The organism is Thermodesulfobacteriota bacterium (assembly GCA_039028315.1).
In the GTDB taxonomy this organism is placed as follows: domain Bacteria; phylum Desulfobacterota_D; class UBA1144; order Nemesobacterales; family UBA2774; genus CR02bin9.
This window is the reverse complement of the sequence record JBCCIH010000044.1, coordinates 1-12,636: the sequence shown is the minus strand read 5'-3', so window position 1 is coordinate 12,636 and position 12,636 is coordinate 1. Positions and strand designations below refer to the sequence as shown.

13 protein-coding genes are annotated in these 12,636 nt (G+C 41.0%); 10 read left to right on the top strand and 3 right to left on the bottom strand.

Going from position 1 to position 12,636, the window contains the following annotated elements; translation table 11 throughout:
* Both AAF462_04330 and rodA read left to right on the top strand, forming a co-directional pair.
* The coding region (locus AAF462_04330) for a penicillin-binding transpeptidase domain-containing protein (protein MEM7008342.1) at nt 1–1,032 on the top strand (1,032 nt) is incomplete at its 5' end.
* A complete protein-coding gene (rodA, locus tag AAF462_04325) occupies nt 1,013–2,143 on the top strand; it encodes a rod shape-determining protein RodA (protein MEM7008341.1) in 1,131 nt (376 codons plus the stop codon). The genes AAF462_04330 and rodA, both read left to right, overlap by 20 nt.
* Here the strand turns inward: rodA and AAF462_04320 are convergent, their stop codons facing one another.
* Nucleotides 2,144–3,109, bottom strand: a complete 966-nt coding sequence (locus tag AAF462_04320) for a P1 family peptidase (protein MEM7008340.1) — start codon at nt 3,107–3,109, stop codon at nt 2,144–2,146.
* Nucleotides 3,110–3,358: 249 nt separating this feature from the next.
* On the opposite strand from AAF462_04320, the gene AAF462_04315 reads away from it, so the two are divergent.
* The 7 genes from AAF462_04315 to cyoE are packed head-to-tail and all read left to right on the top strand — an operon-like array spanning nt 3,359 to nt 9,505.
* On the top strand, nt 3,359–4,165 hold the full coding sequence (locus AAF462_04315; protein MEM7008339.1) for an SCO family protein: 807 nt from the start codon (nt 3,359–3,361) through the stop codon (nt 4,163–4,165).
* A 31-nt stretch (nt 4,166–4,196) separates the two neighbouring features.
* Nucleotides 4,197–5,135, top strand: coding sequence for a cytochrome c oxidase subunit II (coxB, locus tag AAF462_04310; GenBank protein ID MEM7008338.1), 939 nt, complete (start codon nt 4,197–4,199; stop codon nt 5,133–5,135).
* A gap of 26 nt (nt 5,136–5,161) precedes the next feature.
* The gene (gene ctaD / locus AAF462_04305; protein ID MEM7008337.1) at nt 5,162–6,775 is read left to right on the top strand and encodes a cytochrome c oxidase subunit I; all 1,614 of its coding nucleotides are present in this window, start codon (nt 5,162–5,164) and stop codon (nt 6,773–6,775) included.
* Nucleotides 6,776–7,387 (top strand): cytochrome c oxidase subunit 3 family protein, encoded by a 612-nt coding sequence (locus AAF462_04300; GenBank protein ID MEM7008336.1) that lies wholly within the window; start codon nt 6,776–6,778, stop codon nt 7,385–7,387.
* A 15-nt stretch (nt 7,388–7,402) separates the two neighbouring features.
* Complete coding sequence (locus tag AAF462_04295) at nt 7,403–7,711, top strand: cytochrome C oxidase subunit IV family protein (GenBank protein MEM7008335.1); 309 nt, start codon at nt 7,403–7,405, stop codon at nt 7,709–7,711.
* A gap of 14 nt (nt 7,712–7,725) precedes the next feature.
* The gene (locus AAF462_04290) at nt 7,726–8,580 is read left to right on the top strand and encodes a COX15/CtaA family protein (GenBank protein MEM7008334.1); all 855 of its coding nucleotides are present in this window, start codon (nt 7,726–7,728) and stop codon (nt 8,578–8,580) included.
* Nucleotides 8,581–8,617: 37 nt separating this feature from the next.
* Nucleotides 8,618–9,505 (top strand): heme o synthase, encoded by an 888-nt coding sequence (gene cyoE / locus AAF462_04285; GenBank protein ID MEM7008333.1) that lies wholly within the window; start codon nt 8,618–8,620, stop codon nt 9,503–9,505.
* On the opposite strand, the gene AAF462_04280 is transcribed toward cyoE, so the two are convergent.
* Nucleotides 9,485–11,293 carry a M3 family oligoendopeptidase gene (locus AAF462_04280; GenBank protein ID MEM7008332.1) on the bottom strand — a complete coding sequence of 603 codons (1,809 nt, stop codon included), beginning with the start codon at nt 11,291–11,293 and terminating at the stop codon, nt 9,485–9,487. The genes cyoE and AAF462_04280 overlap by 21 nt on opposite strands.
* A gap of 129 nt (nt 11,294–11,422) precedes the next feature.
* On the opposite strand from AAF462_04280, the gene nrtS reads away from it, so the two are divergent.
* Complete coding sequence (nrtS, locus tag AAF462_04275; protein MEM7008331.1) at nt 11,423–11,641, top strand: nitrate/nitrite transporter NrtS; 219 nt, start codon at nt 11,423–11,425, stop codon at nt 11,639–11,641.
* A 23-nt stretch (nt 11,642–11,664) separates the two neighbouring features.
* On the opposite strand, the gene AAF462_04270 is transcribed toward nrtS, so the two are convergent.
* Nucleotides 11,665–12,576, bottom strand: coding sequence for a DUF547 domain-containing protein (locus tag AAF462_04270; protein ID MEM7008330.1), 912 nt, complete (start codon nt 12,574–12,576; stop codon nt 11,665–11,667).
* Between the last annotated feature and the right edge of the window lie 60 nt (nt 12,577–12,636).

The window sequence follows — 12,636 nt, the reverse complement described above, 5'->3', positions numbered from 1 at the left end:
GTCGTCGTGGATGTTAATTCAGGTGAAGTGCTGGCAATGGCAAGTAAACCTTCCTTTAACCCGGCTGATTTCATAAAAGGCATAGACTCTAAGACTTGGGCAGAGCTCGTAAATGATAAATCTTCCCCACTTTTGAATAGGGCAACTCAGGGACTATATGCTCCAGGCAGTGTTTTTAAAATGGTACCAAGCGCTGCGGCCCTTAATGAGGGATTTATAAATCACGAAGAATATATACACTGCCCCGGCCACTACACATCGGGCAATAAGAAGTTTAGATGCTGGAACAGAGGCGGACACGGATGGGTTAATCTAAGAAGCGCAATTGTTAAGTCCTGTGATGTTTACTTTTATAAAATCGCAGAGATGATGGGCATTACTAACCTACACAAATATATGACGGCCTTTGGGTATGGATCTTCAACAGAGCTCGGTATAGAAGAGAGAGACGGCATAGCACCAAATAGAGAATGGAAACAGAAAAGATATAAGAAACCATGGTATAAGGGAGAAACAATTGTATCTTCAATAGGGCAGGGCTACTTAAGTGTAACCCCTCTTCAAGTAACTATGATGACTGCTGCAGTTGCAAATAACGGCAAGCTTTTAAAGCCTTCAATAGTTAGAGAGATTGTCTCCTATGAAGGTGAGAATAAGTTTAAACACTCAGCTACACTGGTTAACCAAATTCCTGTAAATCCTGAGATATTAGACCTCATAAAAGACGCTATGGTTGGTGTGGTTAATGACCCGGGCGGCACGGGCCGCTCCGCTAAGCTCAGGGACCTAACTGTTGCAGGAAAAACTGGAACAGCACAGGTTGTATCACTTGATTCTCAGAGTGATAAGAAAAAGCACAAAGACCATGCCTGGTTTACATCATATGCCCCGGCAGAGAATCCAAAGATTGCTGTGACAGTACTTATTGAGCACGGCGGGAAGGGAGGAGCAGTCGCAGCCCCAATTGCAGGAAAGATCATAGAGTATTATAAGAAACTCATGGAAGAGAGAGATGCCAATGATAATGTTTGACAGAAGGCTTCTTAAAAATTTCGGCTGGTTTTTGTTTCTAATGACTCTTGCTTTTTGCGCAGTATCTCTTTTAAATCTATATAGCGCCTCTTATGAAACCGGGCTTACTTATTTCAAAAAGCAATTTGTTTGGGTCATGATAGGTCTTGCCGCACTTATATTCGTCTCATTTATAAATTACAAACTAATACGCCAATACTCATTTTACATTTATGGATTTACGATATTACTATTATTGTTCGTCTTATTCTTTGGTAAGGTTGTATCTGGCTCAAAGAGCTGGATCAATATTGCGGGCCTTGCATCCATACAGCCCTCTGAGCTGGTAAAGATTTCAGTAATATTAGTTTTAGCTAAGTTCTATGATAATGACTATCAGGCAACTCCTTACGGTTTTTTGGATCTTATTAAACCCTTAATTTTAATAGTTGTGCCGGTCGCACTTGTGCTCATGCAGCCAGATCTTGGAACTGCCATGACGATACTTCTTGTAGCAGGCAGCATGGTGCTTTTCATGGGTATTAAGAAATGGTCAGTTGCTTTTATCATAATTGCTCTTCTTGGCGTCTCATTTTACTCCTGGAATTACTCACTTAAACCATATCAAAAAGACAGAATAAAAACATTTATAAACCCAGCAAGCGATCCTCTTAATGCAGGGTACAACTCCATTCAATCTCAGATCGCTATAGGATCTGGCGGGGTTTCCGGAAAGGGCCTTAGATCAGGCTCACAGACCCAGCTAAGATTTATCCCTGCGCAGCAAACCGACTTTGCTTTTTCTGTGTTGGCAGAAGAGTGGGGATTTTTGGGCAGCATCTTTGTACTGCTCCTGTACTTTATGATAATCCTTTGGATGCTCGATACATCTAGCCGAGCGAGGGACAAGTTTTCGATGCTTGTTTGTTTCGGCGTTGCCGCTATGTTTTTCTGGCACATTGTTGTTAACGTCGGAATGGTGATAGGCCTTTTGCCGGTCACAGGAGTTCCGCTATTGATTTTCAGCTACGGAGGCTCCTCGACACTTACCGCTATGATCGGAATAGGATTGGTGTTGGGAATTAGGATGAGAAAGTTTTCAATGTCTGGGGAAGCTATTGATCTAGGCTAATCATTTCTTTAAGTCATTAGCACATGGAATTCCGTCAAGGCTAGTAGCCTCATTCACTGCCCTTATTATAGCTTTTTGAGTCAGCTCTGCTGCAACTATGCCAATTAAATTTACATCTTCTTTCAGATTACCTACTGAAGCAGAAATAACCATGTCTCCATCTTGAACTGTATGAACGGGTGATATAGCTCGAGCAAGCCCTGTTTGAGCTAAGTTGGAAATTCTTAAAAGCTCTGACTTAGATAGCTCAGCATCTGTTGCCACAACAGCCAAAGTAGTGTTTTGGTAGCTGTCGGCTCTTCTTATGATTCCCTGTTTAAACAAGTTCACTGTGCCAGGGAACTTATGACCATCCTCTGAGTCTCTAACCCCGGCCAATATCTCCCCGCTATCGGGCGAGATAACATCACCAAATGCATTAACAACTACAAATACCGACACCCATGCGCCGCTTTGTAATCTAAAGCTCTCAGAACCTACTCCACCCTTCGTCGCCTGTTTAAGCCCCATCAATTTCCCTATTGAGGCCCCAGTGCCAACTCCTATTGTGCCTTCTTTTAATTCTGAGCTGCTTGCGTTTACACAGGCCTCATAGCCCATCTTTGCATCTGGCCTTATTCGACCATCCCCAATCCCTAGATCAAAAATCACAGCGGTCGGAACTGAAGGTACCACTAAGCCGTTACCTACCTCAAGACCCATGCCTCTTTCTTCTAGGTATTTTACGACACCGCTTGAGGCATCAAGTCCGTAAGCGCTTCCGCCCGTCAGAAGGACAGCATGAATTTTCCCAAAGGTGTTGTGAGATAAAAGAGAGTCGATCTGCCTTGTGCTCGTGCCGCCGCCTCTAAGATCAACCGCCGCAACTACAGGTTTTTCAAACAATATTACCGTGCACCCAGTAGCTGCTGTAAAATCAGAAGCGTGCCCAACTTTTATGCCATTTATGTCAAGAATTGTTCCCATTTCGTAGTATTCTAAATTTAATATGGCAAATTTCCAAATTGGCTGCGATTTGCCCAAATTCGTGATACTTGACAGGATACAGGAATCAGCTAGAATCATCCACGTTTCGAGGTTATCAGGGGCTAAAATCAATAGCAGTCAAAAACCCCAATTTATTTATGTATTACGTCTTTGTTCATCAGAAATTTTATGTTGAGTAGCGGCAAATTCTTATGATTAGTTGAAGTTTGACTTGTTCTGAGACCTACGATGTATAAAGCAAAAATTACAACTCTAATGGTTTTGTTTCTAATGGCGTTTTCGTCAGTTTCAGTATTAGCAATTACTGATGCCAGAGATGTTAAAGAAATAGGTATTGATGAAAAACTTGGAGACAGCATTCCAGATGACATTGTTCTTAAAGATGAAAATGGTAACGATGTACTTTTCAACAGCCTATTAGCCAAAGATACACCGACCGTATTAAACCTCGTATATTACAGCTGCCCTAAACTTTGCAATTTCGCAACAGACGGACTATTAAAAGTCGTTAACGAGACTGACTCTCTTGATCTGGGAGATGATTACAGACTTGTAACGGTTAGTTTTGACCCTGAAGATACACCAGAGCTAGCAGCTACAAAAGCGCTTAAGTACAGAAACGCCACAAAGGGCTCAGAAGCTACAGAACAAAGCTGGCCTTTTATGGTAGGTGATGAAGAAAACATAGAAAAATTAACTAACTCAGTGGGTTTTAAATATAAGGTTGACGGTGAAGAGTTTGCCCACGGCGCAGCATTAATTGTGATTACCCCAGATGGTAGGATCTCAAGGTATTTGTCTGGTATACAGCACATACCTTCTGATTTTAGGCTTTCACTGCTTGAGGCATCTAAAGGAGAGATTGGAGATTCCACACTACTTAACAAAGTCCTATTGTTTTGTTATGGTTTTGATCCGATCGGAAAAAGATATGCTCTTCAGGCTCTAAATGTAGTAAAAGCAGGAGGGGTGGTTACATTGTTAACATTGGGTATAGGGCTTACGTACTTTTGGAGAAGAGAAACTAGAACCTGATGAATAGAGATGGAGGTTTAAAAGATAACAGATGACTTGGATTCCAGAGGCGGCATCAAATCTCGCAGGAAAAGTAGACGGAGTAATATTAGTAATAACTCTTATATCTATCTTTTTCTTTGTGCTGATTACTGCAGTTCTTATCTATTTTGCAGTTAAGTACAGAAGGAAAAGAGATGACGAGGAAACTCCCTACATCACAGGTAATGAACCCCTTGAAATAATATGGACAGTGATACCTTCTATTTTGCTCATACTTCTATTCGTCTATGGTTTTGTTGTTTATAAAGATATGAGAACGCCTCCAAAAGATGCTGTAGATATTACGGTCACAGGTAAGCAGTGGATTTGGACATTTGACTACTACAACGGCAAAAAGTCTCTAAACGAGCTTTACGTTAAACAAAACGTCCCTGTCAGAATGATAATGAGAGCTGATGACGTGCTTCACAGCTTTTTTATTCCTCAGTTCAGGGTAAAGCAGGACATACTCCCCGGACGCTACACTCAGCTGTGGTTTACTCCAACAAAGGTAGGGACTTATGATCTGTATTGTGCCGAGTACTGCGGCACCGGGCATTCGCAAATGCTTGGAAAAGTTATTGTTCTGAGCCCGGAAGCATATGACATATGGGAGAAGGGCATAGGAGTTGACGAAGGTGATGCGGTTGCTTCACTGCCTCCCGAAGAGCTCGGAGAAAAACTTTACAAAGAAAAAGGTTGTAATGCATGCCATAGTTTAGATGGCTCAGTAGTGATTGGGCCCTCGTTTAAAGGTCTTTTTGGAAAAACAGGCACCTTGGAAGACGGCAGTACCTATGTTGCTGATGAAAATTATATAATTAAATCAATTTATGAACCTCAGGCGGAAATAGTACAGGGATTTCAGCCTGTGATGCCTTCATTTAAGGGTATACTAAGTGAAGGTGAAGTTGATGCGCTTATAGCGTATATAAAAACATTAAAATAAGGGTATTAATTTAGGAGGAAATTATAATGGCAAATGAGAGTGTTGCCACAAATGTATATGTTCCGTATTTAGAACAAAAGGGCTTTATGTCCTGGCTTGTGACAACGGATCATAAAAGAATCGGGATTATGTACCTGATTTCAATATCTCTATTTTTTCTTATAGCGGGAATTATAGCTCTTTTAATGAGATTTGAGCTAATGACTCCTATGGCAGATTTCGTAAGCCCACATACCTACAACGTTCTGTTCACACTGCACGGATCGCTGATGGTATTTTTCTTTATTGTTCCCGGGCTTGCCGCCAGTTTTGGTAACTTCCTAATACCCCTTATGATCGGAGCACCTGACGTAGCATTTCCCAAACTGAATTTGGGTAGCTATTACATATATATTGCGGGAACCATCATTGTGCTTTATGCGCTTCTTCAACCGGCAGATACTGGATGGACATTCTACACACCTTATAGCGCAACAACTGATACTGATGTTGTGATGATAACTTTTGGAGTATTCGTATTAGGTTTCTCGTCAATTCTTACCGGAATGAACTTTATTGTAACAATTCATAAAATGAGAGCGCCTGGAATGACATGGCATCGTTTGCCGCTATTTATCTGGGCATCATATGCAACAGCAGTTCTTCAGCTTCTAGCTACACCAGTAGTAGGTATTACGCTTTTACTACTTATAGCAGAAAGAAGTCTAGGAGTCGGGTTCTTTGACCCTGCAAAGGGAGGAGACCCAGTACTGTTTCAGAACTTTTTCTGGTTCTACTCGCACCCTGCTGTGTACATCATGATTATCCCGGCTATGGGTGTTATCTCCGAGATTATTCCGGTGTTTGCACGCAAGCCGATATTCGGATACAAGGCTATTGCATATTCTAGTCTTGGTATCGCATTTATCAGCTTCTTGGTGTGGGCGCACCACATGTTTACAAGCGGTATCTCAGAAGTTGCGGCCACGATCTTCTCTTTCCTGACTTTCCTTGTAGCTATCCCGACTGCTATCAAGGTGTTTAACTGGCTTGCAACATTATACAAAGGATCAATTGAACTTCACTCAGCTATGCTATACGCGCTTGGTTTTGTGTTCCTCTTTACTATCGGAGGACTGACCGGAGTTTTCTTAGGCGCACTAGCGGCAGATATACATCTTCACGATACTTACTTTGTTGTAGCACACATGCACTATGTGATGATTGGCGGAACGGTAATGGGCTTTTTCGGAGCGCTGCATTTCTGGTATCCAAAGTGGTTTGGCAAAATGTTTAATGAATCAGTTGCTAAGCTCTCTTGGTTCTTAGTGTTCGTTGGATTTAACATTACTTTCTTCCCTCAGTTCTTCTTGGGAATACAGGGTATGCCTAGAAGATATGCTACTTATCCAGAGGAGTTTCAATCATTAATGGCGCTATCAACATACGGCTCGTGGATACTTGGACTGGGTGTACTAATTATGACAGTGAATCTTATAAAAGGATTATTCAGTGATGAAAAAGCGCCGCAAAATCCTTACGGCTCCCTTTCACTTGAGTGGCAGGTACCTTCACCACCACCAACACTGAATTTTGATAAAATCCCTGAAGTAACAGATTGGACTTATGGATACGGTAAAAAGAAAGAGGTGGATGCTTAAATGGAAGAAGCAAACATGGAACATGACGCACATCACGATTTGCACATGACACCTGAAGAGGAGTATAGCTCCTCTAAACTCGGCATGTGGCTGTTCCTAGGAACAGAGATTATGCTCTTTGGAGGGCTCTTTGCAGCCTACGCTATTTTCAGAGCTAAGTACCCTGAGCTATTTCTAGAATCCCATCAGGAGCTAAACCGTGAAATGGGCGCTGTTAACACTGGTATTCTTATCTTCAGTAGTTTAACTATGGCTATTGGTGTTACTGCTATCCAAAGAGGTAAGCAGATGTTAGCCGGTATAATGATTCTTGTTACAATTATCTGCGGTCTTGGATTTGGTGTTGTTAAGTATTTTGAGTACGGCTCTAAGTTTTCACACCATATCTATCCAGACACCAACATATTCTTTTCACTTTACTTCATGATGACTGGTCTTCACATGCTCCACGTTTTCGTTGGTCTTATAGTGCTTGGTGTGATTATGGTGATGACCTTTCAAAAGAAATTTGACGAAAAATACAGCACCCCAGTTGAGATGGGCGGGCTATACTGGCATTTGGTTGACTTAGTTTGGATATATCTATTCCCACTTCTTTATCTAGTTGGGTAGACGGAGGCATAATAAATGAGCGAAAATACTAATGGACATGAAAAACATATAACAAGTTATACGACTTATTTCTTGGTGTGGGTAGCACTAATGATACTCACATTTATAACTGTCTATATCTCATATTTTGATTTCGGTCAATTAAACATTGCTGTGGCAATGTTTGTGGCGTCTATTAAGGCTGGAGCGGTAGCTCTGTTTTTTATGCACTTAAAATTCGAAGACCCTATAACCTGGCTGTATGCACTATTTCCGATAGGTCTGCTATTCTTATTAATTGGCATGACTATTTTGGATACATTCACAAGAATTTTTCCAATATAACTGGTTAACAATATATGATGGGCAAAATTGTCCTATTTTTACTCTTTATCCTATTTATCTGGGGAAACCTAGTTGCGGGACTACACGCAGGTCTGGGTTGTCCTGACTGGCCTTTATGTTACGGCGAGGTAGTACCTCCTTACAGATGGGATACCTATATGGAGTTTATGCACCGCGTAATCGGTGGAATAGCTTCCATATTCCTTATTATATTCTGTTATATGAGATTCCGCGCTTACTCAGGCGGGGTTAAGCTTATACCAATAATCACAGTTTTACTTTTAATCTTCCAGATTATTCTTGGCGGAATAGTAGTTATACTCGAGCTTCCAGTTGATCTGACTACTTTCCATTTTGGAAACGCTATGCTGATTTTTGCCCTCACTCTATATATGTATCATTTTGATGGGAAAGATAATAAGCCATCATTTGGCCTCACAGGGTATAAAGGACTCTTTTTCTTGCTCGCAATTATTATATTTATACAGTTAGTTTTAGGAGCATATGTAAGACATTCATCCTCAGGGCTTGCATGCCCTGATTTCCCTACTTGTCTTGGGTACTGGATCCCGCCAGAGCTCTCTGGGATGATCTTAAACCACTATGCACATAGAACCCTTGCCTACATAATCACAATAATTACTGCAGTTTTATTAATTGTTTCGTACTATTCAGATGCGCTTAAAAAATACAGACTTGAGCTCTGGCTACTAGTAGCTTTCATTCTAGTGCAAATACTTCTAGGGGTCGGTGTTGTCTTCTCAAAACTAAACTTTGCAGTTACAGCGCTTCATCTAACTTTTGCACTCTTAATTCTTTCAACAGCTCTATATGCATGGTTTCGGGGTATGAGGGAAAGTCGTGTATAATTTTGACGGCTAAAGGCTCTAATCAAAGGGATAACCGATGGAACAGGTAGAACAAGCAGAAAAAGCCTCTTCAAATATAGTAGTATCAACTATTCTCCTTTCTAAACCGGGAATTATAGTAAGCGTTGCATTCACAGGCTTCGCCGGGATGGTCGTGGCCCAAGGTGGGCTTCCCACTTTAAATACTATCTTAATTACTATGGTTGCGCTGCTTTTAAGCGCCGCCGGCTCAGCAATCCTAAACAACGTTTTAGACAAGCAGATAGATCTTCTTATGGACAGGCTGAGTAAGCGTGCTGAGGCTCTTGAAGTTGTCGGTGAGAAAACTGCAATTGCAATAGCAAGCATCTTTATCATTATCTCACTATTTCTAGCTCTTTATTACTTAAACTACGTGACCGCTCTTTTAATAATCGCTGCAATCCTTAGCTACACTCTGCTTTACACTCTGTATCTAAAAAGAAGCTCACCCTACGGCACAATTTTAGGTGGTCTGCCTGGCGCTCTGCCGGTTCTAATAGGTTATGCCGCCATAGCTCCAAGAATAGGTTTAGACGGCTACATACTCTTTGCATTTATGATGCTATGGCAGCCTCCTCATTTTTGGGCTCTGGCTCAAAAATACCAGCTCGACTACAAAAAAGCCGGCGTACCTGTAATGCCGGTTGCATTCGGCGCAAAGTTCACAAACATAATGATACTTATCTACTCAGTATCTCTTCTTCCGCTATCGCTGTCATTTTGGTTTTTGGGATACGCGTCAGCTTATTACGCCATTTTAGCAGTAATCTTCGGCGGATACTTTGAGTACGTGATTATAAAATGCACAATTACAAACACAGGCTATGGTAGGGCCTTTGCCATTTCCATCTTATATATGCTGGGCATTATGGCTGCTCTGATTTTAGACCTCTCGTTTGCTTAACAACTCATTAAGTTTTTCAAGCGGCTCTTTGAGTGTGTGAATAGACTGCTTCCAGAACTCAGGCGATTCAAGGTCATGTCCTATACTTCTCTTGGCCACATTCTCAGCAGTATCAGACCCGGTCAATCTTAAAAATTCTTCATATTTAGGAAGAAAATCAGCTCCTTCTTCTTTAAACATTGAGAACAGACCTCTGCTTAATAGGTAGCCAAAAGTGTAGGGGAAGTTATAGAAAGTAACCCCTGTTATATAAAAATGAAGCTTTGAAGCCCAAAAATATGGATCCTCTCCGCCTTCTTCCAGGATGTCTCCAAATATTTTTCTCTGAGTCTCTACCATAAGCTCTTTTAGTCTGCTAACTGGCACCTCGCCGTTTTGCCTTTCTTGATAAAATGCTTTTTCAAACTCAAACCTTACCGGTATGTCCATCATATAAATAGCCCCGTGGTTTACTTCGGTGTCCAACATGAGGATCTTTTCATCATCGCTGATGGATGGGTCTTCTAAAATACCCTCGGTTAAAATCATCTCGCCAAAAGTAGATGCTGATTCTGCAAGTGTCATAGGGTAGAAATGAGCGTAGGGCCTAATATCGCGCATAGCGTGGCTATGAAATGCATGACCTGCTTCATGAGCCAGAGTGAGAACATCGCCAATTGTCTCATTGTAAGTCATAAATATTCTGGACTCGTTTGTAAGAAGAGAGCCAGTGCAAAAGCCTCCCGGGCGCTTTCCTTCCCTTGGCGACCAATCGACCCAATTTTTATCAAAAACATCTGTTACAAATTTTCCAAGCTCAGGATATGAGGCTGAAAAGGAGTTTCTTACAAGATTTTGTGCTTCTTCCCAGTCAAGCTTCTTTACAAACTCTAGATCCATTGGAGCGCCTAAGTCGTACCAGGCAACATTTTCCCTATTCATAGTTTTAGCCTTAAGCTTGAGAATTTCCTTTGGCACTTCAATCTCAGAGTAGATTGCCTCAAGCATAGAGTCTAATGTTTTTCTGCTAATAGATGCCTGAAAAAGTGCGACATCTAAGAAGTGGTCGATTCCCCTGTGTCTATTGAGCGTATGCCTTGTTCCCGCTATTGCATTTAGAGCAGATCCCGCAACGTCTTCAATCCCTTCCCAAGCAAGATTTCCCCCTTCAAAAGCTGCTTTTCTAGTTTCTCTATCGGGCATTTCCATTAGCGATCTTCTCTGAGACATTGGGAGCCGTGCCTTCTCTCCACTTGGATAGATCATATCAAACTCTAGCTTGCTCGATACTGTATCGTATAGCCTTCCCCAGGCTCCAATGCCGTCCACGCCAAGGTCGGCCGCTAGTATTTCATTTTCCTGATCCATTCTCTTTTGAGATTCTTCTCTTTCTCTTTTTATATAATGAGAAGCGCTTTTTAGTGATGGTTTCTGGGTAAATTTATTGAAATCCTCATCATTGGTATTTTTGAGAGAATTCAGCATAACCGAGGAGAGCTTTGAGAACTCCGCACCTAATACAGCCATCTCGGCCTCTTCTTTAAGGTGCTCTTCGTTTAAGCTGTCAGCCGATGCTACGCAGCCTATATAGGATCTAAGGTGAGAGTATCTAGTGGTTAAGTCCTCAGCGTCTAGAAATACTTTTTCCCATTTGTCCTGATTGTCTGATCCTAATGGCTCAAGTGATGCAGCATTGTCCTTGATTGATTGGATATCTTCTTTTAACTTTTTCTTAAATTCCTTCATCTGGGGACCGTTAAACTCCTCAAAGTAGCTAGTTAGGTCCCAATTCATATTTTCTGTAGACATCTTTCCTCCGGCTTTTGATAATGTGATCTATAAAAGTAACATATGCGGCGTTTTTGTTTAGTATTTCTTGCTATCGGGGCTCTTTTATATATTTTAGATAGGACTATGGAAAGCAGATTTAATAATTTTATGAAAAATTTCTTTAGACGTGAGACTGTCGTAAGGGCACTTAAAGTCGCATTGGTAGTAGGACCCATATTGATTGTTATTAACCATCATGATTCTCTTTTAAGCTTGGAGCTGCACCGTCAATTGTACTTTAAAATTGCGCTCACTTTTCTAGTTCCGTACTGCGTCTCAGCTTACTCCTCAGCCAGCGCTTATTGTGCAGAGGAAGCTCGATCTTAAGTTCGTTTTAGTTTAGTTTGCTGTTATGATGAAGAGGGCGTTTGCTCGTTTAGGTTCCAGTCGTAGCCTAAATATCCAATTTTCAGCTTGCCGGTCATTAAGTACTCTTTTTGCTCATCTGATTGTAAATAGTCTGCAGCAAAATTAAGTACGGCATTCTCTTTAAGGCTATAGTGGTTAAATAATTTCTGAGTTCCATAGTTAGGGATAAAATCATCACCAAACCACTTAAATATCTTAGATAGTTTTACTCTGCCGTCTTTTTGGTCAATAGAGACTCCTTTTTCTGGATTGTTAATAAAATCAATCGATGCCTGTGTTAACTGCTCTTCAATTTTATCAGCGGTATATGCGTTGGGGCTTAAGTCTGGGCATGAAATAGAGGCGCAAACTATGGCCATATGAATTCTTGGCTCATTGAACTCTTTTCTAAGTATTTCATGCTCAATTTCATCAAGTGTGACCATCCTTCCAACAGCTTTGAACTCAAGCTTTTTCCATACACCTTTGATCTGGAGAATGCTGTTTGAAGGGGCGTAGAAAATTCCAACAAGTGAAAAACTTCTTTCGATCGGATAATGATCGATTATGGCTTTTATAGTAAAAGCATTATATGCATTAATCCAAAAGGCTAACTGCTCCTTCTCAGACCACGAGTTAAACTCTGTGGGCTCGACGCTACCAAAGGTATTCAGAAAGGCTTCAAATTCAGCTTTAGAATCTATAAAACCTTGATAATTTACAAGTGAGTCCTTTACATTTTCACTCAGCATTTTGTTATAAGCTACATAAGATTGATCAAATTTTTGATTGTTCACTTCCTCAATTCCGTGGGAGATTATTGTAAACTTGCTCTGAAAGGGATTTGCGAATATCATTAGCAGGAAAAAGACTAATAAACTTATTATTCCGACTTTGCTTACTTTTTCTCTCATTTTTATTATCCCTAGCATATAGTTATTGCTATTATATACGTGAGTTATGATGAAAGGGAT